Below are 21045 nucleotides of genomic sequence, written 5' to 3' on the forward strand. Positions count from 1 at the left end.
CTTAGCCACCCCGCGTCAGGTGCACCCAACACCAGGCTAGAAATTTACATCCAACTCCGCCGCGTCGCCCCAACAACGACCGGCCAGAATAAAAAAACTCTCCATTTCATGGTTTTTCAGCGGACTGTTAGAGGTCTCCCGATCCTCCCAGCCGAGAGAATCCGGCAGCGGAACTCTAGCCCAAAATGCTAAGATTGGCGGTCTCAGATCACGGATAGTCTGCCTCCCATGAATGCCCTCAAGTCGGCGTAGGGTTTTCCGCGTGATTTTCTCACTGGGAACGGGAGCGGAGAACGATGAAGGCATCGCGGTTTTCGACGCGCACAAGGCGTTCGTCCTCAAACGGGGTGAGGACGGCACGCCGGTGGCCGAATTTGTCGAAAGGCGGGCATTAGCCAGGCCGTATTTCAATTGGAAGAAGAATACGCCGGGCTGATGCCTTCGCAGATGAAGCGGCTGAAACAGCTCGAGGAGGAGAACACGCGCCTGAAGAAGATCGAGGCCGATCTGCCGCTGGACCGCGAGATGCTGCAGGACGTCATCAAGCGAAGCTTTAAGGCCTACCCGAAAGCGGGAGCTGGTCGACGCGATCTGTCGCGATTGGATGGTTTCGATAGGTCGTGCTTGTGGAGCGCTTGGGTTCGATCGTTCCACCTACTACGACAAGTACCGTCGCCCCGAGCAGGCGGCATCGTGAAGCGGATCCGCGAGATCTGCGACATGCAGGTGCTACGGATACCAGAGTGACTGCACACGCCGATCGGGTTCCTTCTCAAGGCGATCGCCGATCTTCACGAAGTCGACGGGCGCTGCGACGATGAGTTCGCCGCGCTTGGCCTTCTCGCGGCGGGCCGAGCGAACGCTGGCGTAAAAGATCGAGTTCGTAGTTGTTGAGACTCCCCTTAAATCCCAGCAGCAATCGGTCATGTCCTTTCGCGGTGCATAGACCGTCTCCAAGTCGCTCAGCACTATATCGACGACGCGGCGCATCTCGATGAGCTGCTGCCAGCCGCGGCTGTTCCGGAAAAGTGCGACACTTGCCGCGCCGCACCTGAACTTATCGGCGTCAAGCGTCATCACCTTGGCCTTGCGATTCTGCCGATAGTCCCTTCCAGGAAAAGCTCACCTTACCATCGGCTAGCGAGATCAGCCGACTGTTGGCGATGGCGACGCGATGCGTTAGCTGCCGAGATGAGCCAGCACCTGTTCGGGCCGCCGAATGGCGGCTTGGTGTACACGACCCAGTTGGTCCGTCGCAGCCGATCGAGCCGGTGGGTGAACGCGGCGGGATCGGCGAGATGGGCGAGATCGCCACAAAAGCCTAACTGGCCAGCCGCGAAGCCAGCTTGCAGCTCTTGCAGAAACAGGCGGCGGAACAGCCGAGAGAGGACGCGCACCGGCAGGAAGAAGCCGGGCCGGCAAGCGGCCCGGCGTGTGCCGTCGGGCGAAGGTCCACCACCAGGCACGACACGGTGGAAATGTGGATGACGTTGCAGGGTCGCGGAAAAATCAACTGATTTTTCGCCGCAAGCCGCAAAAGCAGCGAAGGTTTCCAGAGGGCGAGCGGTCCGGTCGCGAACAGCCAGAGATAGACCGCGTAGATCCGGTCCGAGGCTATTGGGAACACAACGAACTTGCCGCCGACGGCCAGCACCATGGCGGGTATCGGAACGGCAAACTCCCTGGAGATTTCCCGCCGCTCGCGCAGGATGAAGCAGGCCCCAAGCAGCAGCAGGGACACCGGCAGACAGTTGTATTCGATCAGCGAGATGGCGAGATCGCGTGTGAATCCGATGAGATAGGCAAACACGTTGAAATCCGGCCGGAAGCTCGTGAGGTTGGGCACCCTCTCGATGGTTGAAAACCAGAAATGCGGCCACGCGCCGATATGGCCGGCAGCATCGGCCAGCGGCACCGAAAGTCCGGCTGCCAGCACGACGGTGGTCAGCGCGGCCAGCCAGCGCCATCTGAACGGCAACTCGCGAGCAGGAGCGCCAACAGGAAGATGATCGTGTCCGGGTGCGTCAGCAAAACAGCGATCAGCACCGGCAGGCTCGCCCAGACCCACTGGCTGCGGAACAGCATGATTGCCGCCCACCGTCAGCGCCGCGGCCAGCATGTCCGGCGTGCCGAGCCGCGCGGTCATGACGATGCTGCTGAGGGCCAGCGGAGGCATCGGGAAGAGCGCGCCCTTGCAGGAAGTCGCGCCACATCCAGAGCACAGACAACCGTCCAGTAGCAGCACGGAAACCGCGTTGACGGCCTGGATTGCCCGCCCGGTCTGAGGCCAGGGGCTATCGCCTTGAGCAGGGCGAGGTAGCCCGGTTTGATCCTGTACATCGGTGCTGGGAGACGAAATCCTCAGCATTCGCGAACTGTGCGCGGCGATAGTCGCGCGCCGTCAGAGAGGTGAATTCCTTCTCGGTCGTGTTTTGCCTGACGATCTCCACGTCGCCGCATGTAATGCCTCGGGCGTCTCATACTATTCCTCGATCGTCAGCGCGAGATAGGCCGTCATGTCCCATTCGCGCTCCGGGACGAGCTCCGCGATGCGGCGAGGGCTATGATGAACAGCACGAAAATGGCCGCGGAAAGCCTGTCGAGGGCAGCGATGGTTACCCTCAAGGGAATGCGCGGCGTCGTTTCCCAGGGAAGCGGCAATGCCCGGCGATCGCCGCCCGTCCCAGCGCTGGTTTCCGCCATGCCCCGCCCTTTGCCTTGTCAGCCGACCTGGCTCTTCACGAAATCCTTCACGATAGAAATGATGCCGCGTGCGAGAAGGCTGTCGAGTGCATCGATGAAGGTCTCGACATGGTCGCGCGTGCAGATCAGCGGCGGCTCGAGCCGGATGACGTTGCGGTTGTATTCGGTGAAGGCCACCAGCACATGGTAGTCGCGCAGGAGTAGCGCCCCCACGAAGCCGGAGAGCGAGCCCTTTAGTTTCTCGTCGAGCATGCCGACCACCGGCCGCAGCACCGCCGGCAATGTCTGGCTGAAGTCCTGGAACTCGATGCCGATCATCAGGCCCCTGCCCCGGACCTCCTTGATGATCTTCGGATATTTCGCCTGCAGCGCCCGCAGTCGGTCGAGCAGGTAGGCGCCGGTCTCGGCGGAATTCTCGATCAGGTTCTCGTCATAAAGGACGTTGATCGCCTCGACCGCGGTGATGCATGCTTCGCCGATGCCCCCGAAAGTTGCCTGGGAATGGATCATGGCCGTCTTCGGCGTGCCGTAGGCCTTCATGTAGACATCGCGCCTGGCGATCATCGCGGCCATGGCGCTCTTGCCGCCACCCAGCGACTTCGCCAGCGTCGTGATGTCCGGCACTACGCCGTAGTGCTCGAAGGCATAGAACTGGCCGGCACGACCGAAGCCGCATTGCACCTCGTCGGCGACCCAGATTACGCCGTACTGGTCGCAGAGCTTACGCAGCTTCTGCCAGTATTCGGCGCGCGCCTGCCTCCGCCGCCCTGGATCGTCTCAAGCACGATCGCGCCGATCTGCGGGTCGGAGTGGAAGGCGCTCTCGACCGCGCCGATATCACCGAACGGCACGCGCACCGTGTTGTCGTTGAGCCGGAACTCGGCGCGATAGAGCTTGCCGTCAGTGACGGCGAGCGTTCCCTTGGTCTTCCCGTGGAAGGAATTCTCGGCATAGACGATCTTCGGCCGAGCCGGCCCCGCCGCGCGCTCGGCGAGCTTGAGCGCGGCTTCCATGGCCTCGGAGCCTGAGGAGCCGAAGAACACCATGTTGAGGTCGCCCGGCGAGCAGGCAGCGAGGTTGTGCGCAAGCGCCGCCGCATACTGCGACATAAAGGCGATCGCAATCTCGTGCCGCTTCTCGTCCTGAAATTTATTCCGCGCCGCGATGATGCGCGGATGGTTGTGGCCGAGCGCCAGAGAGCCGAACCCGCCGAAGAAATCGAGTATCTTCCGGCCGTTCTGGTCGTAGTAATACATGCCCTCGGCGCGCTCGACCTTCACCTTGTGGAAGCCGAGCAGCTTCATGAAGTGCAGCTGGCCGGGATTGATGTGGGTCTTGAAGAGGTCCGTCATCCTGGCGACGGACAGCGCCTTGGCGTCCTCCACCGTCATCAGGTCCGGCCGCGCGATCGAGGCGGGCGCCAGTTCGGGCTCCTCGATCGCCGGGCACGCATCGTTCGTCGCTTGGTCATCGGAAAGAACTCTTACTCGGCCGGAACGTGTTCGGGCGCGGCGACGGCCTTGCCGTCCTTCTTGGCGCGGTATTCGCTGTAGGCGGCGATCAGCATGTCCTCGTCGCGGTATTGCGGCACCCAGCCCAGGTCCCGCTTGCCCTTGGTGACGTCGAGTACGCACATCTCGTCGGCGATCAGATACTGCTCGGGGTCCATCAGCGGCATGTTGACGAGAGCGAGCAGGTCGAGAGTGCGCTTCACCGCCCAGGCGGGTGTCGGCAGCAGGAACGATTTCGAGCCTGCGTGCCTAATCAGGTCGCCAAGCAGCATGCGCACCGGTGGTGGGTTGAGCGAGCCGAGATTGTAGGCCTCGTTTGGCACGTTCGCTTTCCAGGCGAGCCGCGCGGCTTCCGCGCGGTCGAAGACGGAGATGAACTGGTAGGGGTTCTTGCCCGAGCCGATCATCGGCACCGGAAGGTTCCGGTCAATCAGCTTGAACAGCTTCTCCAGGATACCGAGCCGGCCAGGGCCGATGATCAGGCGCGGCCGGAACAGCGAGATGCGCATGCCGCGCGTGCGCCATTCTTCCGCCAGTTCCTCGGTCTTCAGCTTCGACACGCCGTATTCGCCAAGCGTCCCGACCGGATGCTCCTCGGTCATCAGATGGACGACCGTGTGGCCGTAGATCATGTCGGTCGTGAAATGGACCAGCCGCGGCGCATCCACCTTCGCCATGGCCAGAATGATGTGCTCCGTGCCGTGATAGTTGACCGGCCAAAAGAACTCGTGCCGCTTGGCGCGCACCTGGATTGGCGACAGCATCTTGGCCGACAAGTTGTAGACTATGTCGTCGGACTTGATGCCAACCGCCTAGACCGAAGCAGGGCCGGTCACGTCGCAGCGCACGAAACGTACCTTGCCGTAATGCGGAAGGTCACTCTTGTTGATGTCGGCGACGACGACTTCCTCGCCATCAGCCAGCAGTTTCGGGGCCAGGTGGCGGCTCACAAAGCCGTCCCCGCCGAAAATGATGTGTCTCATCGTGCGAGCTCGCTTGTCTTGACGGTCTCAGGAGTAGTCGTCGTCCCCGTGGTCTCCGCATGGCTGCCGCCATTCTGGGCGATCAGCACGGTGCCGATGCAGATGAAGCCGATGCCAGCGATGCGGAACGCGTTGAGTTCCTCGCGAAACATGAAATAGGCGAACGCCGCGACCGCCACATAGGCCAGGCTGAGGAACGGATAAGCGAACGACAGCTCCACCTTGGACAGCACGTAGAGATGCGAGGCCATAGAGATGACGAAGATGGAGAGGCCAAGGAAGACCCACGGGCTGAACATGATCTGCAGGATCTTCAGGATGGGGTTGACGCCGGCGAAGGACAGCGGCCCGAGCTGCATCATGCCGTATTTCAGCATGAGCTGTGCGGCGGCGTTCGTCAGAACCGTAAAGAGATGAAGCCGATATATTTCATGCCTCACCCACCGCCGTGCCTTCTACCACCGGCCCGGTAACAACCGTTGAAGCGATTCGATTTGAATGAATTCGTGTTTTGCATGTTCTACCCGAATTCCTCTACTCAGCCGCGAGCACCCGGCCTGCCTCCGTCGATAGCCGCATCGCCGTGCGCCGCCAGAAATCGGACAGGAAGGCAGGATCGCGATGCGCCTCGAGGTTGCGCCAGGCCGGAAACGAGGCGGCGAAGACCTCCGGCGCCATCCATGCGTCCTTGTAGGGGTTTACCGCGCCGCCGGCCTCGACAGTGAGCCGGTCGAGCCGCTCTATCAGCGCGAGCGTCTCGGCTCCGCGGTTCGGAAAATCCAGCGTCAGCGTGTAGCCCGGCCTTGGGAATGAGATGAGCCCTGGCGAGGTGACGCCGCCGAAACGCTTGAGCACCGTCAGGAAGGAGCCGTGGCCGGCCTCTCGCGCCGCGGCAAGCAGAGCCGGAATACTCTTGCTTACCTCACCTTCCGGAATGACACTCTGGTGTTGGTAGAGCCCTTTCGGCCCGTAGAGCCGGTTCCAGTCGGCTACGCCGTCGAGCGGGAAGAAGAAGCCCTGGTAGCCGGTCTTTTGCTTGCCGCGCGCCTTGCTCTTCTTCCAGCAATAGGCACTGTTGAACAGTTTCAGGAACGGGCGGTTGAGCACGCTCACCGGCATCCGGAACGGCACGCCGAGCCCCATTCCCGCGGCGCTCGCCTTGCGCGCACCGAACTCGGCATGGTTGCCGGTGATCAACAGCCCGCGCCCTTCTCGCCGGCCGGTGGCCAACTGGTCGGCCCAGGCAACAGCATACTCGTTGGCGGCATCGGCCGCCTCGGCGAGAGCGAAATATTCATCAAGGCCGCGGAAAGGCGTGATCTCCTCCTCAATGTCGAGCGAGAGCACGCGCATCAGGCGCACGGTGGCCGAGAGGATCAGGCCAGTCAGCCCCATACCGCCGATGGTCGCCGCAAAGAGCCGGCACTTCGAGCCCCGCTTCAGGCGGTGGGTTTGTCCGTCCGAGGTGAGCAGCGTCAGCGCCTCGACATGACAGCCGAAGGTGCCGCGACGATGATGGTTCTTGCCGTGGATATCGTTGGCGATCCCGCCTCCCAGCGTAACCAACTGCGTTCCAGGAACGACCGCCGGAAAGAAGCCGTGCGGCGCGACGTGGGCGATGATGTCCGATAGCAACACGCCTGCTTCGGCCTCGATCATCCCGGTCGCAGGATCGAAGGCGAGGATACGGTTCATCGAGCGCATGTCGACCACCGCGCCCTGCCCGTTGAGGCAGCTGTCGCCGTAGCTGCGGCCGTTGCCATATCCGAGCAGCGAACCGGCTTCCGTCGTCCCAGTCTTCAGCAGCGCAATCGCGGCTTCGGGGCCGAGCACTTTCGGCGCGGCCGGATTGGTCAGGCCGAAGCTATGAGGGGACCTCATGCCATCATCACCGCGATCACGAGAAGCAGCGCGCCGATCTCAGCCATGAGTTGGCTGCGCCAGTCGCTGATAAAGAAGACGATCGGGTGTATTGGCCAGATGTAGGCTCCAGCAGAAAGCATTGTGCTAACATTTCGACGTTCTCCGCGATTATCGCCGGTCCGTGATCCGTTTGCGGAGGACGCAAAGCAATATGCGCGCCAAAGGCAAAACTCATTTAGATAGAAGGCAATCCATCGGACCGGCTGTGTCGCATGTCTGACATTCGTCGGGTATCTGGCAATGCCAGGCGAGATTCACCTGTTGCAGGCCGCGATGCCAAAGTGGACCGCCGTCCGGTCAACGATGACACCAACCTGCGGCACCCAAGCGTGATGTAAGAGCGATCAAAATAAGCGATTGCCGGCCATGGACCACCGCTCAAGACTGCCGCACGGCGGTGGGTCGATTTGCAGCGCTCATCTGCGGGGAAGATGACAGTGATCTCGAACGATGCATCCCCGATTGTGTGTTGTAGTTGGGGGTGGGCAGCCATAGTTGAAAGGCGACTGCCAGGCTGGCGATTCCTGCCGATAGCACAGCCGCATGCGGCCGGCCCACTGTCCAGAAGCGCCGGACTCAGCAGCAATCCGTCATACTTCTTCTTTCCGTTGAAATACGTCGCCTGGCTGATCCCGACCGTACGGCAGATGTCCGCAACCAACCCCGTCGTTGCACCACTTCAGATGGACGCCTTCTGGGCGTCCGAAAATTTTGAGGCCTTCATGCCTCTCGCTCCTCCCAGCCGAGGGGCGGCAGCGCAAAACTCTGACCAAAAATAGCCCAATTTGCCGGCCTCAGATCACCGAGGTGATAGACTCTACCGATTTTGAGAGGAGATTGCGGGAGCTCAGGTCAGTTAGAAGCTCCTCGTGGCTGATATCCATTAGAATGAGCCTTCTCTACGAGGCTAGCAGGAAGCGCCTATGCCAAGAAATGTACTCACGGAGGACTTGAAGACTGTGACGACGATTTCGGATTGGGGCCGCTATCCGATCAATGACACCGAAATGATCCATTCGTGCACAGTCGATGCCGCCCGACGAGCGACGGTACAGGCCGATCAAGCGGTTGCCCGCGGCAATGGCCGAGCAAATGGAGACGCAGCCGTCGGCGTTCGCCAGACCATCGAGATGGCGCACCTCAACCGCATGCGAGCTTTCGATCCCCGGACCGGCCAGCTAACCGTGGAAGCTGGCCTGCTTCTTTCTAGCCTGATTACGACATTCCTGCCCCGCGGGTTCTTTCCCTATGTCGTTCCCGGTACGAGTTTCATCACCGTTGGCGGCGCAATCGCGGCCCACGTGCATGGCAAGAACCACCACTGCGAGGGCGGCTTTGGTCAATATGTTGAGAATATTGTTGGTAGTGCCCACGGGGGAAACGATTGGGGTATCTCGTGAAGAGCACCCCGATTTGTTTCGCGCCACGATTGGCGGGCTAACCGGCACAATTCTCGAGGCGACGATCCGGCTCCGCCCCGTCGAGACAGGCTGGATCCGCCAGCGGACCATCGTCGCGGATGATCTCGGCGCCGCGATTACCGCGTTGGAGGGTAGCGAGAGCGCTACCTATTCGGTAGCCTGGATCGACTGCCTGGCAAGGGGCGCACGCCTTGGCCGCTCGCTGGTGTTTTTGGGAGAACACGCCGGTTCTCATCAACTCGGCGAACGGCAGGTCGCAAATCGGTTTCCGCTTCGAAAACTTCCCATGTCGATGCCAGTCGATGCACCATCCTTTGTGTTGAATCATTGGACTGGCGCAGCGTTCAACCAGCTCTATTTCCGGGCTGGAGCGCGCAAGGCCGCCTCTTCCACCCTCGTCCCCGCTCATCCCTACTTCTTTCCGCTCGATGCACTAGGCAACTGGAACCGGATCTATGGTCGGCGTGGCTTCGTTCAACACCAAAGCGTGCTTCCCACAAAAAATGCGCAGGCGACCCTCGCTGAAATGCTCGATCGCATCGCCAAACGCGGCGGATCCTCTTTTTTGACGGTCCTGAAGAAGCTCGGGGCCGGGAGCGGCTCCCTGTCATTTCCGATGCCGGGCTACACTCTAGGTTTCGACTCTCCGATAGAGCGCGATTTGTTTTCCGCTCTCGATGAGCTGGACGAGCTTGTCGTCGCCGCGGGGGGCTTTATCTGGCAAAGGATGCACGGCAGTCACGAGCCACCTTTGAGGCAGGCTACGGCGATCTGTCTTTCTTCAGCGAGGTCCGACGGACGTTGATCCCACCCGGAAACGAAAAATCGCGCCTCGCCGAGCGACTCTGGATTTGAGAGGAACCGATGGCCGCTGCCGAAAGAGTCGTTCTCATCCTTGGAGGCACGTCGGACATTGGCAGGGCAACCGCGCTTGCCTTCGCCCAGAGCCAATGGACAGTTCGGCTCGCGGGACGCTCACTGCCTGACCTTCAGCGCGAGGCCGACGATATTTCGGCTTGCACTACGCGCCAGGTCACCATTCACGCCTTCGACGTGCTTGACACGGCTTCGTTCACTGCATTCGTCGACGCGCTGCCCGATCTTCCGGATGTCGTCATCTCGGTTGTCGGCCTTCTTGGTGAGCAGCCTCGCGCCGAAACTGACCTTGATCACGCCAAAGAGATCATTCGCTCAAATTACGAGGGCCCGGCACTGATCCTTAGTGTCTTCGCGGAGCGATTTCTCGGGCGTGGATACGGGTCTATCGTCGGAATATCGTCTGTTGCCGGAGAGCGAGGACGTAGCTCCAACTATTTTTACGGCTCTGCGAAGGCAGGTTTCAGCGCCTTTCTCTCTGGCATGCGCAATCGCCTGGCGATCAACGGCAACATTCATGTGATGACGGTCAAGCCGGGGTTCGTACGAACCAAGATGACGGAACATATGAAGCTGCCGCCGCTCGTCACCGCCACTCCGGCCGAGGTGGGCGAAGCCGTCCTCAGTGGTCTTAATCGCCGCAAGGATGTGATTTATGTGCGATCCATCTGGTTCTTCGTGATACTGATCATCCGCCTGATACCAGAGCGAATTTTCAAACGACTCGGGTTGTAGCAAAGCCCGGTAGCGGAGAATTGCGATGCCGGAGACTAAATGTCCGCTACTCGGTGGTCGCCGCCATCCCCTGACGCGGTCAGATCAGCGCTCGACCCGGCGGGCTGTATGTTCATCTCCTATCTCTGCCCGGACTGTCTGTGGAGGGGCGCTGGCCTAAAGCAAAAAACACTCAGATGGCCGGGGAATCAGAGCGGGCCTTCAGTCAATGAACGAGCGTGAGCCGACGCGATAAAGGGTCTCCCGCGCGGCACGGAAACGCGGCTCCTCAACCGCGGTGACCGGAATCGGAAGGTTCTTTTCCGCAACATCTCCGAACACATAGGGCTGCGAGAACGCCGCCAAAGATCGTGCCCGACGCAATGCCACGAGCGCTATATCACTGAAAGCAACGACATTGCAGTCTAGTCTAGAACACGATACAGGTCCGCGCCGTGAACAAGTCCCAGCGCGCATGCACAACGCAACTTCTGGCTTGCCTTTGCCCAATCGAGCCGCAGATAGTGGTCCTCGTGCGGTTCCGGTGCATGGGTGACGGTTCATAGGATTCCGGCGACCACATGCCGGTCAGACGATCGGCAATCCAAGCCACCGAGCGAGCGTCGGCTTCGGCTGGACCGAAGTTCCAGGCATCAGCAACGCCAATCGGTGAAGAGGCGCTCCGCTAACGCAAGATATCCTGAAAGGGGGTTGAGCACATGTTGCTACGGACGAATTGCAGTCGGTGAGCGGATTTCCACCACCTCCCCCGCTGCAACGGCGCGCAGGATATCGGGTATCAAGCGATCCTGGGCCCAGTCGCTGCCGCCGATCACATTGCCCGCACGCGCCGTGGCCAGCGCCACCGTGTCACCCACTTGGCTGCCAGGCTGAAAAAAAATAACGGAAGGCCGAGGACACAAGTTCGGCACAGGCCTTATTGGTGCTATAGGATGAACGTCCGCCGAGCCGATCGTTTTCACGCTAGCCCCAAATCCATTCAGGATTCTCGTAGCACTCATCGGAGATGATGTTGAGCACGGCGCGGACAGAGTGCTGCAACAAGTGCACCGTTCCCATGACTTTGGTGCGATCGGTCTCATCTCGATTGGCATAGGAATAGCGCACCAATAATTGTGCGGCCATGTGGATAACGATATTGGGCGCAGCGCTACGAAGCGTGCTGACCAAATGATCGTAGTTGATCACGTCGCCCAGAATCGACTCCATGCCAGCCCCGACGCGGGCAGTTTCAAACAGGCTGGGCCTTGCGGGCAGCGGGGCCAGCGCGTAGCCGCTCACCCGAGCGCCGAGATGTTGCAGCCCAAAGCGCGAGCCACGAGCCCTTAAAGCCCGTGTGCCCGGTGGGAAAGACGCGCCTGCCCGCCCAGAAGGCACTCATTTCCACACACTTCCACGGAGCCTTCCCCTCAAGCCCAGAGCCCTTCGAGGAACGTCTTGTCGCGCAGAATGTCCATGGGCTGCCAGAAGCCGTGGTGCTGGTAGGCCGAAAGCTGTTGCTGCTCAGCAAAGGCCGCGAGCGGCTCGCGCTCCCAAACAGTGGAGTCATCCACCAGCAGGTCAATTACTTTTCGGCGAGAGCACGAAGAAGCCACCATTGATCATCCCCCCATCACCCCGGGGTTTTTCCTTGAAGGTGGCGACGCGGTGATCAGCGCGAATTTCGAGGGCGCGCCGAAACGGCCAGGCGGATAGGTAGCAGTTAGCGTGGCGAGCGTACCTTGGCGACGGTGGAAGGCGATCAATGCGGTTATGTCAATGTCTCCCACACCATCTCCATAGGTCAAACAGAAGGCATCGTCATCGGTCAGGTAATTAGCAACCCGCTTGAGCCGACCACCAGTCATGGTCTTCTCGCCCGTGTCGACCAGCATCACTTCCAAGGCTCGGCATGGTGGTGGTGAACCTCCATGCACTTATCTGTCATGTCGAAGGTGACATCCGACACGTGCAGGAAGTAGTTGGCGATGTATTCCTTGATCAGATAGCCCTTGTAGCCGCAGCAAGATGACGAAATCCTGATCCCATAGTGAGAGTAGATTGTGAAAATGTGTCACAGGATCGGCTTGCCGCCGATCTCGATCATGGGCTTGGGCCGAAGGTGGGTTTCCTCGGAGATTCGGTCCCAAAGCCACCCGCGAGGATCACAGCTTTCATCATTGGCTCCATTTCTGGCTATCCGGCCGTTGTCGTCTGGCTTCACGGCATAATTGCTCCGCCAGCGCGGCGGAGCGTACGGGCTTGAACAAAAGCTGCCTGGTATGAATCGGATAATCCCGGTCATAGACAGAGGGGTCGAACGCAGCGGCGGCGACGTAGTCCGCCTGCCCGGCTCCAAAGGAGGCCATGACACGGGCTTGGTCAAGACGACGCGGGCCTTCCGGCTCGATCAGCACCCACGCTTTGGCCAGATCGGCGCAGTTCTCAAGTCCGAGCGCTTCCACCGCGACTGCGTTACTGCCGAAAGATCCTCCGATCAGCCATGGTAAGCCGAGCGCTCGCGCCTCGAGCACATACAGCAGGGTCGGCGAGTCGGAGAGATCGATCACCGGGGTGCCGACTTCAAGGCCTGCCGCACGAGCCTGGGTTATGGCCGTGGCCAGGTAGTCGTGGAATGATTGCGAGAGCACCAATTTGCCACCACCCGGCACTGACATGACAGCAGTGTAAGCGCGCATATCCTTCGCCTGAAGCCAAGGCTCGAGCATGCCAGCATTGACCACCGATGCAGTGAGCAACTGTGCAAAAGCCGTCAGGGGCAGGAGGGTGCCGACGCTGCGTCCCTGTCGGGCAAGAGGACTCAGGAAGGCAACGGCCGCGAGCATCCAGAACAAGGCGGCAAGCGAAACGTTCCACCAGTAATCCGCCACGGAGCCCAGTGTAAGCAGGTGGGGCAGGACCAAAAAGGTCAGCGCGAGAGTGATGCTTGTGGGAGCCTGGGTGCGCAGAACCGTTCCCTCGCGATAAACCATCGCGCCAAGGCATGTGAAGGCCGGCACCAGGAACAGGGTCGAGGGCTTGATACTGATCGGATCGATCCCCAGCAGCGCAATCGCTATTGTTACGATCAGCACCGCAGCGAGAGCTAGCGATGGGAGCAACTTGTGCACAGATCCCATGAGAATGCCGAGCAGAAGGGCTGTCGCGAGTAACATAGCGATGGCGAGTTGTGAGCGACTGGTGGTGAGCCAGTAGAGCTGAAAAATTTGAGACACCCTGTTCCCGGCGCCCATCAAGTTATCCCCGGCGCGGCCCAGCAAGATCATTTCCTCAGCGCCATTGACCATGCGGGTCACGAACCTAGTGACGCCGCCGTCGATCACGTAGGCGGTAGAGATCAGTAGAGCGAAAGCGACCAGCGCCGCGCCAAACATGGACAGCAGCGACTTTCGGCCCAATACAACGACATAGAGCATAACGACGAGGGCAATGGCCGGAGCACTGGTCGGCCTGGCCATGAAGCAGCACCAGCAGCCAACGCCGACCAGAATCCACCCCAAGACCTGGCGCATGCGCCCTGGCCGATCGGCAAGCAGCAAGCCGATCATCACCGTCAAGACCGATTGAATGTTGAGTGTGTAATAGTTGGGGGTGAGCAGCATCAAGGACCGAAAGGCGACTAATGCCAGGCTGGCGATCCCTGCCGATAGCACCGCCGCATGCGGCCAGCCCACTGTCCAGAGGCGTCGGATCACAAGGAAGCTGAGAATCCAGCCGAGCGCGATAGTGAGCGTGATGTTCGCCATACGAAGGACAGCGATGTCGCCCCCCGCCCACTGATATGGCCAGTGATGGACAAAGCCAAAAAGGCTCGGCGGAACATTGATTGCGTACCCGAATGGGTTCGCGATGAAGTTAAGGAAGTAACCTTCGTAGATGTTGAGACCGTACCTGCTGTAGTATAGCGGCCAAGCGAAAAGGATTGCTGTGGTTACGGCGGACAGAGCCAGCAAAGTCCGATCCATCAATATTGACAACGTCCTTCCGTTGGCAAAGTTGGTACGTCTTGGCATAGCCACCCTCCCGCCCGCCTCGTAGACGAGGTCCATTTCCAATGGATATCAGCCCGGAGGAGCTTCTAACTGACCTGAGCCCCGCAATCTCCCCCCAAGTTTGGTAGAGTCTATCGCCGACACCGGCTGCGCCACAATTGGATCGCACCCGCAGATATGCTGCGTACACCTCTCTCTTGTCGATGTCGGCTGTTCACCGTCGTCCTCCTGTTGTCAGTTGCGACGATGGCCAGCCCACCTGATCCGATCCCTTCGCTTCGGTCTCAATACGAGCCTTCGTCGCTAATACGGTTCGGTCCGTCCCAGTGCTCCGCGTCACTGATCTCGCCTCGCGGTCTTCTCCACTTGTGCTTCTCCCCTTTCCATTGCAGGTGCAGGCCGTACTTGGCGACCAGGACATGGGCGAGCAGCTTCGGCCCGGCGCGTCCACGCGCAATCGGGTGCGAGGGAGCCGGCGGCTGGGTGATTGCTTCGCAAGCCTGACAGGACGAGCTTCTCGCGCACATGCTGGATCATTTTCCACTGGCGCGGAATGCACTCCAGCATCTCGGTGATATCCTCGCGCAGCTTCGAAAGCCTCGATGATCCGCAACAGGGGCAGCTCTCCGGGTCAGGGATCACGACGCGCTCGCGCGGCAAATGGTCGGGGAACGGTCTGCGCGACGGCCGTTTGCGCCCAAACGACTGTGCGGTCTGCGTCTTGGCCGCTGCCTTCTCGGCTGCCAGTTCGTCTTCGGTTGCGGATGCTTCCAGCTCTCAGTGCTCGACAAATCCGCTTGCGCGCTGGCAGCCTCCGCCTTGGCGCTCGCCGCGACTACTTCGCTTCCAGGCGCGCGGCGCGCTCGGCGAGGATCATCGCATGCGAGGCGGCAAGATCGGTGGGGAGCGATTGAGGGGTAGTCACGACAATGGAATCATAATCATCACATCCGCAAGCAAAAAGCTTTATCCGACTGATGTCGGCCGCCACGTCTCCGGCGGATGTCTCCAATCAATGACGGACAACAGATAAACCGAGTTGCGCAGACGAGATCGTCACCGGCCGGGTTCGGCCAGATGAAGCGGCCACGCTCCAGGCGCTTCGTGAACAGGCGGGCGCCCTGGCGGTCATGCAGATCACCTTTAGCAGATTGACGCGACGACCGCGGAAGCAAAACAGGTGGTCGCTGAGCGGGTCGCGATGCAAGATCCCCTGAGCCTGCAAGGCCAGCCACGGAAAACCCTTCCGCATGTCGGTATAACCGGTCGCGAGCCATACGCGCACGCCGGCCGGCAACGGGATCATCGGGCGCGGCCCATCGACCAGCGCCGACACTGCTCCCGTCAGCGCCGCCGCATCAACCGCGCCTGTGATCCGCATCCGAATCCCGGCCGCGAACTCAATTTCGATAGCGCCGCCCGTCCTGGAAGGCGCTGTCAACACTTGCCGGTATGGCGCCACGGATGATGCCGTCCGAACCACTCGGATGATCCGCCCCAGCTGGTCCTGGTCAACGTCAGCACCGACGCGAATGACACCCCGCCGAACTCGATCTGGATGACTGCCAATGCCGCCGGCTTAATCTCGACGAGCCGAGGCCCTTGGCATCCTCGCGCGGCTTCACCGCACAACTCCTCGGTGCCTTCATCGCCAGTGAAACAGCTGCGAGGGCAACAGCCCGCCTCGCGCGCGATGGCCGACACATTCGCCCCCTGCCCCAGCGATGCCTTGATCAGCCGTACCTTCAGCTGCGCCGGCTGGTTGGGGAACAAAAAAGCTAAGTGCAATAATTTTCCCCAGTCCTCTGCTCATGCTGATCCCAAGCGACTGCACTCCATGGATCGAGCATATTTCGACCAAAGAGCAGGTTTTCCGTACATGGGCCAATCGATTGACACTACTGAGGGGAGTGGCATTCCGTTTTGTCTACTACCTAACAATGTCGGATGTGCGACACGGCAATCGTGGAGCTATCATGCTGAACAAGTGACTTTTCCCTTTGGCACGGAACGTGCTCGATTAGGATCAGACGCACTGGAGTTGAGACTAGGGCTGCCCTGAACGCAGGATACCACTTCGCATGAAGGGGCTGCTGCCGAACTTGGCCCTTTGAAGGAGAAAGCGATGAGGAATCTAGTTATTGATGCTGTAGTGGGCAGAGATCAGCAACTGCAATCGAAAACATCCAGCTCGGCACATCGCGGAAATCCACGAGCCATCTACTGCTACGGCATGTAAGGAATTACATAGATCAAGATGTCATCGCGTGTGCAACGTCCCTTGCGCTGATAACCCAGTGGCAACACCAGCACGTCGCCGATTAGGACCGAAAGACTCTAACTCAGAGCGGTCCAATCAAGGGCTCAGCGGACGGCACATGTTCCCGTAGTTTTCTTGAGATTTGTGTATTCAGAGATGGTGAATACAGCTCTAGTTACCGGCGGCTCGGGATACTTCGGGCAATTGTTGAGCAAACAGTTGCTTCAGCAAGGAACGCACGTTCGCGTGTTCGACCTCAATTTCCCTGACTTCAGTCATCCTAATCTGGAATTTTTCAAAGGCACGATTCTAGACCGCAAGGCGGTCAAACAAGCACTCTCCGGCGTGAAAAAGGTGTTCCACAACGTTGCCCAGGTCCCTTTAGCCAAAAAGGCAGATCTGTTCTGGTCCGTCAACAAGGACGGCACTCAGATCATTGCTGACGAATCGGCTGCGGCTGGAGTCGAGAAGCTGATATATACTTCCTCCAGCGCTGTTTTTGGCGCCCCGAGATCGAATCCCGTCACAGAGAATACGGAGCCCAATCCTGCCGAAGATTACGGACGCGCAAAACTCGCAGGAGAAATCATTTGTAAGAAAGCAGTGCGACGCCACGGTCTCGATGTGGCGATCGTACGCCCGCGGACTATTCTCGGACATGGCCGCCTTGGCATCGTGCAAATCCTGTTTGACTGGATTGAACGGGGCCTGGAAATTCCAGTTTTGGCCGGCGGTAACAACAGATATCAGTTCGTTCACTCGGATGATTTGGCCTGGGTATGCATTGCAGCCTCGTATATGAAAGGGCCATCAGAATACAATATTGGTGCCGCCGAATTTGGCACAATGCGTGAACTTCTGCAGGCGGTAATCGACCACGCCGGAACAAAAAGCCGGATCAAATCTATTCCGATTGGGCCGACTACGCTCGCAGCGAATTTGGCAAGTACGCTTTGCCTCTCCCCCTTGGGCCCCTACCATTCGCTAATGTATGGGCGATCAATGTATTTCGATATTTCGAAAGCGCAAAAAGAACTTGGTTATAACCCGAAGTACTCGAATTCCCAGATGATCATCGATAGCTATGATTGGTATCAGGCCAATAAGTCGTCTCTGAGCAAGGACGGAGCGTCACACCATAAGTCGCCGGTAAAAAAACAGATTTTGGCACTGATTCCCTACGTATTGCGGATGATCCCGGGATGAATACGCCACCTCTGATCCCAGTTCTTACCGCGGGCTTGAATTCGTGTAACGGCGATCGACGGAGCCGGACCTCACTGCCTGCCGAGACCGGACTAGCCGATAAGCTTCTCCCAATTGGCTTGATGGGCGTACGGTTATTTCACGCTATCAACATCGCGTTGTTTGCAAAGGCTCTCGATTCCATGGAGGTGTCAGTCGCTTATCCGGCTTCAGTGGGATCTGGGTTCGCTATGCGGGCGGCTGCGTCATATTATATATTTGGAGAGCCGTTCCATCTGTACAAATGGATTGGCCTCGGGCTTGTCTTGGCCGTCATTATTTTTCCGGCTCGAGGAGACTAAGATGGTATTCGATCGAGTGCTCGTGGCAACACTGATGCCTGCGTGGCCATTGCTCGACGGGGAAGAAAAGCCAGCCGTAGTCACTGAAGTCGTAGCAAGCGTCACCCAAGCCATTGCAGACGCCCCCATTCATATTCGTTTGGCTGTTCGAAGCGTTTCGATCTTACTGAGCCTTTGCGTCTTCTTGATTTCAGCGAGCGCGGGCGGCCCATTGGCAAGCTCGCTCCGCGCAGAAAAGTTTTATACTCTTCTGCAGAGATCGCCTGGTCCCATCAGATCCGTTCTGCGCCTTTATCGATCGATGACGCTGCTTGCATTCTATGAGCAGACGCCCGTGGCGGCAAAGCTGTTGTCCGTACGGACTACAGGGAAACAAAAGGCTTCAACATGAAAGGCAGTTTTCATCCGCGCAACGAACTGCAACTGGAAGCGGATGCGGTGATTATCGGCTCCGGTGCAGGCGGTGCCAGCGTGGCAGATGTGCTGACGGCTGCCGGTTTATCTATAATCATGCTTGAAGAAGGTAAGCATATTCCCTCATCATCCGCTTCTCCTATCGCAAGAGAAGCATTTTCGGCCGCCTGGCGCGGCGGCGGCATAACCGCGTCGATTGGCTGGCCCCCCATCACCTATTCGGAGGGCCGCTGCGTCGGGGGAGGAACAGAAATCAACAGCGCTATTACGCAGCGAGCCGATAGCGATCTCATTGATCAATGGCGCAAGCTCAACAAGATCGAGAATTTTACGCCGGATGAGCTGGCGCCATATTACGAGCGCGCGGAGACGGCGGTAAATGCAAGCCTGACCTCCGGTCCGCTCGGACGTGCCACCGACATTCTGCGGGAAGGAGGCCAAGCGCTGGGCTGGAAAGTGTCGGAGCTGAAACGGGGACAACGTGGGTGCAAGGGCGCCAACCGGTGTTCTTATGTATGTCCGAACGGCGCCAAGCAATCCATGGCGGTGACCCTTCTGCCAAAGGCGGTGGACCGCGGCATGCGGCTGCTGGCGCAAACGCGGGTGGACAATATACGAATTGAAAAACGCCGCGTCACAGAGGTGCTTGCCCAGTCACGCGATGCCGGCGGACAAGTCGTGCCAGTGCGCGTAAAAGCCGGCATGGTGTTTGTTTGCGCAGGTGCAATTCATACCCCGGCGCTTTTGCGCTGCTCCGGCCTGCGTGAACGCATTGGCGATACACTGCGCCTTCACCCGACAATCAAGGCGACGGCGCTGTTTAACGAGCCTGTCGATGCACATCAGTCGCGGCTTCCTCTAACGGCAATTACCGAATTTATGCCGGAACAGCGCATCGGTGGATCGATATTCACGCCGGCGGTCTTTGGCCTCTCGCTTGCGGAAGACTGGACCAATCGCGGCGATCTGATGCGGGACTGGCGTTTGTGCGGGTCGTATTACGGCATGATACGGTCCCGCGGAGTGGGCTCAGTGAGACCGCTTCCCGGCTTCGACGAACCGCTCGTCATTTTCAAGCTCGCCCCTGAGGACTGGATTGCTCTGAGCCAGGTTCTCACCCGCCTTGGCCAAGCCATGTTTGCGGCCGGCGCCCGCAAGGTGTTCCCGAGCATATCCGGCCATGAAGGATGGACGAGCCCTGATCAGGTACATGAATTCTGGAACAAGCCTCTGCCCAAAGGGGCAACAAATCTGATGACCGTGCACCTGTTTTCGAGTTGCCCGCCAGGCGAGCATCAGGATGCTTGCGCCGTCGACAGTTACGGACGGGTGCGTGGCGTCGAAAACCTCTTTGTCGCCGATGCCAGCCTCATTCCGGAAGCGCCAGGCGTCAATCCCCAGATGACGATCATGGCCCTAGCGTTCCGCGTTGCGGAAGCAGCACTCTGTCATTCGGCAGAAGAACGCGCCCGGTCAGCAGCAAGAGATATAAATTGAAGCGGTTATTGATGTGCAAGAGACAATCCAGGTAACCCTGAATGCGCCCCTCGTGCTTCTCACAGGAGCCGCCGGCTGGCTGGGCGGGCGAATCGCGGCGGCGCTGACGACGGGTTTGCCCGAAGCACGACTTCTCGCAACCGGAGGCTTCCGGGTAAGGGCGCTCGTGCTTCCGGGAGAAGACGTGTCGCAGCTGCGTGAACAGGGCGTGGAAATCGTGACAGGCGATGTCCGGGACATGGAAACTGTCCGTGCATTCGTGGCCGGTGCCGAGGGCGCTCTCTTGATCCACATGGCCGGGGTCATTCATCCAAAAACCGTTGCTCGGTTTGAAGCGATCAACACACAAGGCACGATCAATCTGCTTACGGGAGCGCAAAAGGTAGGTGTGCGGCGCGCGATTGTCATGTCGTCGAATTCGCCGATCGGTTGCAACCCACATCCGGATCACAGATTCACAGAGGAAAGCCCCTATAACCCATACATGGGATATGGCCGCTCGAAGATGCTGATGGAAAAGGCGCTGCGTGCGGAAATTGCCGTTGGCAGCACGACTGAAATTGTCATCGTCCGCGCGCCCTGGTTTTACGGACCTAACCAGCCAGCAAGGCAGACGCTTTTTTTCAAGATGGTCAAGAACGGCAAGTTTCCCATAGTTGGATCTGGACGGAACCGCCGCTCGATGGGGTATACCGACAATCTCGCGCAGGGCATCCTGCTCGCCGCAGCTCACAAAAATGCGCCGGGCGAGATTTTCTGGCTTGCGGACGAAACGCCGTACACCATGAACGAAATTGTCGAGACCGTCGGCAAGGTCCTGCATGAAGATTTCGGCATGACGGTCAAGCCTAACAAGGTCCATCTGCCGAGCATTGCAGCCGAAGTCGCAACGATAGTGAATGCAACTTTTCAGTATGCCGGCATCTATCATCAGAAAATCCATGTCCTCTCTGAAATGAACAAGACAATTGCCTGCGATATCACCAAGGCCAGAAAAGTGCTCGGTTATGCGCCCCAGATCGCCTTGCGAGAAGGCATGCGCCGTTCGGTCGACTCGTGCCTGAAGAACAGGCATCTGATTTAAAGCTTCTCTGCGTAACCGGCCGATTGCGACCGCGCTATTCGGAGGCGTCTGAACCGGTAAGTTCACATCGTTAGCAAGATCGTTATTGACGTCGTCTAC

Annotated in this window: 17 protein-coding genes and 8 pseudogenes; 9 read left to right on the forward strand and 16 right to left on the reverse strand. The window is 59.3% G+C overall.

Features of this window, described 5'->3' with window-relative positions:
• Window positions 1–296: 296 nt before the first annotated feature.
• Window positions 297–729, forward strand: a pseudogene (locus C7G61_RS38820) (transposase); the annotation flags it as partial.
• Here the strand turns inward: C7G61_RS38820 and C7G61_RS38825 are convergent.
• The 9 genes and pseudogenes from C7G61_RS38825 to C7G61_RS38865 all read right to left on the reverse strand — a co-directional run.
• Entirely contained in the window at window positions 730–1077 is a 348-nt protein-coding gene (locus tag C7G61_RS38825) for a hypothetical protein (RefSeq protein WP_244608684.1), read from the reverse strand.
• Window positions 1054–1487: pseudogene (locus C7G61_RS46510) on the reverse strand (transposase); the annotation flags it as partial. The pseudogene C7G61_RS46510 and the gene C7G61_RS38825, both read right to left, overlap by 24 nt.
• 457 nt (window positions 1488–1944) lie before the next feature.
• Window positions 1945–2085 (reverse strand): hypothetical protein, encoded by a 141-nt coding sequence (locus C7G61_RS45200; RefSeq protein ID WP_190242185.1) that lies wholly within the window; start codon window positions 2083–2085, stop codon window positions 1945–1947.
• Window positions 2086–2721: 636 nt separating this feature from the next.
• Window positions 2722–4094 (reverse strand): annotated as a pseudogene (locus C7G61_RS38845) (aspartate aminotransferase family protein).
• A gap of 92 nt (window positions 4095–4186) precedes the next feature.
• Window positions 4187–5197: pseudogene (locus C7G61_RS38850) on the reverse strand (NAD-dependent epimerase/dehydratase family protein).
• Window positions 5194–5630, reverse strand: a pseudogene (locus tag C7G61_RS38855) (EamA family transporter). Before C7G61_RS38855 ends, C7G61_RS38850 begins: the two co-directional pseudogenes overlap by 4 nt.
• Window positions 5631–5731: 101 nt before the next feature.
• Window positions 5732–7078 (reverse strand): FAD-binding oxidoreductase, encoded by a 1347-nt coding sequence (locus C7G61_RS38860; protein ID WP_108522909.1) that lies wholly within the window; start codon window positions 7076–7078, stop codon window positions 5732–5734.
• Window positions 7075–7200: a hypothetical protein gene (locus tag C7G61_RS47125; protein ID WP_274542308.1), complete on the reverse strand. Its 126-nt coding sequence runs from the start codon at window positions 7198–7200 to the stop codon at window positions 7075–7077. The genes C7G61_RS38860 and C7G61_RS47125 overlap by 4 nt, the downstream gene beginning before the upstream one ends.
• 500 nt (window positions 7201–7700) lie before the next feature.
• Window positions 7701–7844: pseudogene (locus C7G61_RS38865) on the reverse strand (transposase); the annotation flags it as partial.
• Between the two features lie 235 nt (window positions 7845–8079).
• Here C7G61_RS38865 and C7G61_RS47300 point away from each other — a divergent pair.
• The 3 genes from C7G61_RS47300 to C7G61_RS38875 are packed head-to-tail and all read left to right on the forward strand — an operon-like array spanning window position 8080 to window position 10152.
• The gene (locus C7G61_RS47300) at window positions 8080–8520 is read left to right on the forward strand and encodes an FAD-binding protein (RefSeq protein ID WP_338026172.1); all 441 of its coding nucleotides are present in this window, start codon (window positions 8080–8082) and stop codon (window positions 8518–8520) included.
• Window positions 8456–9346 (forward strand): hypothetical protein, encoded by an 891-nt coding sequence (locus C7G61_RS38870; RefSeq protein ID WP_338026173.1) that lies wholly within the window; start codon window positions 8456–8458, stop codon window positions 9344–9346. Before C7G61_RS47300 ends, C7G61_RS38870 begins: the two co-directional genes overlap by 65 nt.
• 59 nt (window positions 9347–9405) lie before the next feature.
• Window positions 9406–10152 carry an SDR family oxidoreductase gene (locus tag C7G61_RS38875; RefSeq protein ID WP_108522910.1) on the forward strand — a complete coding sequence of 249 codons (747 nt, stop codon included), beginning with the start codon at window positions 9406–9408 and terminating at the stop codon, window positions 10150–10152.
• A 704-nt stretch (window positions 10153–10856) separates the two neighbouring features.
• Here the strand turns inward: C7G61_RS38875 and C7G61_RS45590 are convergent.
• The 7 genes and pseudogenes from C7G61_RS45590 to tnpB form a co-directional block, all read right to left on the reverse strand.
• On the reverse strand, window positions 10857–10997 hold the full coding sequence (locus tag C7G61_RS45590) for a hypothetical protein (protein WP_202975826.1): 141 nt from the start codon (window positions 10995–10997) through the stop codon (window positions 10857–10859).
• Window positions 10998–11115: 118 nt separating this feature from the next.
• The gene (locus tag C7G61_RS45595; protein ID WP_202975827.1) at window positions 11116–11433 is read right to left on the reverse strand and encodes a GDP-mannose 4,6-dehydratase; all 318 of its coding nucleotides are present in this window, start codon (window positions 11431–11433) and stop codon (window positions 11116–11118) included.
• Between the two features lie 109 nt (window positions 11434–11542).
• Window positions 11543–12309, reverse strand: a pseudogene (gene rfbF / locus C7G61_RS38885) (glucose-1-phosphate cytidylyltransferase); the annotation flags it as partial.
• Complete coding sequence (locus C7G61_RS38890; protein ID WP_145963768.1) at window positions 12309–14165, reverse strand: hypothetical protein; 1857 nt, start codon at window positions 14163–14165, stop codon at window positions 12309–12311. The pseudogene rfbF and the gene C7G61_RS38890, both read right to left, overlap by 1 nt.
• Before the next feature lie 335 nt (window positions 14166–14500).
• A pseudogene (locus tag C7G61_RS46515) lies at window positions 14501–14921 on the reverse strand (IS66 family transposase zinc-finger binding domain-containing protein); the annotation flags it as partial.
• A 58-nt stretch (window positions 14922–14979) separates the two neighbouring features.
• Window positions 14980–15135, reverse strand: a complete 156-nt coding sequence (locus C7G61_RS45205; protein WP_190242187.1) for a hypothetical protein — start codon at window positions 15133–15135, stop codon at window positions 14980–14982.
• A 21-nt stretch (window positions 15136–15156) separates the two neighbouring features.
• Window positions 15157–15525, reverse strand: a complete 369-nt coding sequence (gene tnpB, locus C7G61_RS38900) for an IS66 family insertion sequence element accessory protein TnpB (protein ID WP_244608685.1) — start codon at window positions 15523–15525, stop codon at window positions 15157–15159.
• Between the two features lie 1035 nt (window positions 15526–16560).
• Between tnpB and C7G61_RS38910 the strand changes: the two genes are divergently transcribed.
• From C7G61_RS38910 to C7G61_RS38930, 5 genes are all read left to right on the forward strand, one after another.
• Window positions 16561–17610: an NAD-dependent epimerase/dehydratase family protein gene (locus C7G61_RS38910; RefSeq protein ID WP_108522914.1), complete on the forward strand. Its 1050-nt coding sequence runs from the start codon at window positions 16561–16563 to the stop codon at window positions 17608–17610.
• Window positions 17611–17732: 122 nt separating this feature from the next.
• Window positions 17733–17951 (forward strand): SMR family transporter, encoded by a 219-nt coding sequence (locus C7G61_RS46520; protein ID WP_420836832.1) that lies wholly within the window; start codon window positions 17733–17735, stop codon window positions 17949–17951.
• A gap of 1 nt (window position 17952) precedes the next feature.
• Window positions 17953–18342, forward strand: coding sequence for a hypothetical protein (locus tag C7G61_RS38920; RefSeq protein ID WP_244608686.1), 390 nt, complete (start codon window positions 17953–17955; stop codon window positions 18340–18342).
• Window positions 18339–19862, forward strand: coding sequence for an FAD-dependent oxidoreductase (locus C7G61_RS38925; RefSeq protein WP_108522916.1), 1524 nt, complete (start codon window positions 18339–18341; stop codon window positions 19860–19862). Before C7G61_RS38920 ends, C7G61_RS38925 begins: the two co-directional genes overlap by 4 nt.
• Window positions 19863–19875: 13 nt before the next feature.
• Complete coding sequence (locus C7G61_RS38930) at window positions 19876–20946, forward strand: NAD-dependent epimerase/dehydratase family protein (protein WP_108522917.1); 1071 nt, start codon at window positions 19876–19878, stop codon at window positions 20944–20946.
• Window positions 20947–21045: the final 99 nt, after the last annotated feature.

It is taken from the genome of Bradyrhizobium algeriense, from assembly GCF_003062295.1.
Lineage (GTDB): Bacteria > Pseudomonadota > Alphaproteobacteria > Rhizobiales > Xanthobacteraceae > Bradyrhizobium > Bradyrhizobium algeriense.

Coding starts and splice junctions, on each gene's coding strand:
- C7G61_RS45200 (WP_190242185.1), bottom strand. CDS start 2,085: ATGCTGTTCCGCAGCCAGTGGGTCTGGGCGAGCCTGCCGGTGCTGATC.
- C7G61_RS46520 (WP_420836832.1), top strand. CDS start 17,733: ATGGGCGTACGGTTATTTCACGCTATCAACATCGCGTTGTTTGCAAAG.
- C7G61_RS38825 (WP_244608684.1), bottom strand. CDS start 1,077: ATGACGCTTGACGCCGATAAGTTCAGGTGCGGCGCGGCAAGTGTCGCA.
- tnpB (WP_244608685.1), bottom strand. CDS start 15,525: ATGCGGATCACAGGCGCGGTTGATGCGGCGGCGCTGACGGGAGCAGTG.
- C7G61_RS38925 (WP_108522916.1), top strand. CDS start 18,339: ATGAAAGGCAGTTTTCATCCGCGCAACGAACTGCAACTGGAAGCGGAT.
- C7G61_RS38890 (WP_145963768.1), bottom strand. CDS start 14,165: ATGCCAAGACGTACCAACTTTGCCAACGGAAGGACGTTGTCAATATTG.
- C7G61_RS38875 (WP_108522910.1), top strand. CDS start 9,406: ATGGCCGCTGCCGAAAGAGTCGTTCTCATCCTTGGAGGCACGTCGGAC.
- C7G61_RS38920 (WP_244608686.1), top strand. CDS start 17,953: ATGGTATTCGATCGAGTGCTCGTGGCAACACTGATGCCTGCGTGGCCA.
- C7G61_RS38910 (WP_108522914.1), top strand. CDS start 16,561: ATGGTGAATACAGCTCTAGTTACCGGCGGCTCGGGATACTTCGGGCAA.
- C7G61_RS47125 (WP_274542308.1), bottom strand. CDS start 7,200: ATGCTTTCTGCTGGAGCCTACATCTGGCCAATACACCCGATCGTCTTC.
- C7G61_RS38860 (WP_108522909.1), bottom strand. CDS start 7,078: ATGAGGTCCCCTCATAGCTTCGGCCTGACCAATCCGGCCGCGCCGAAA.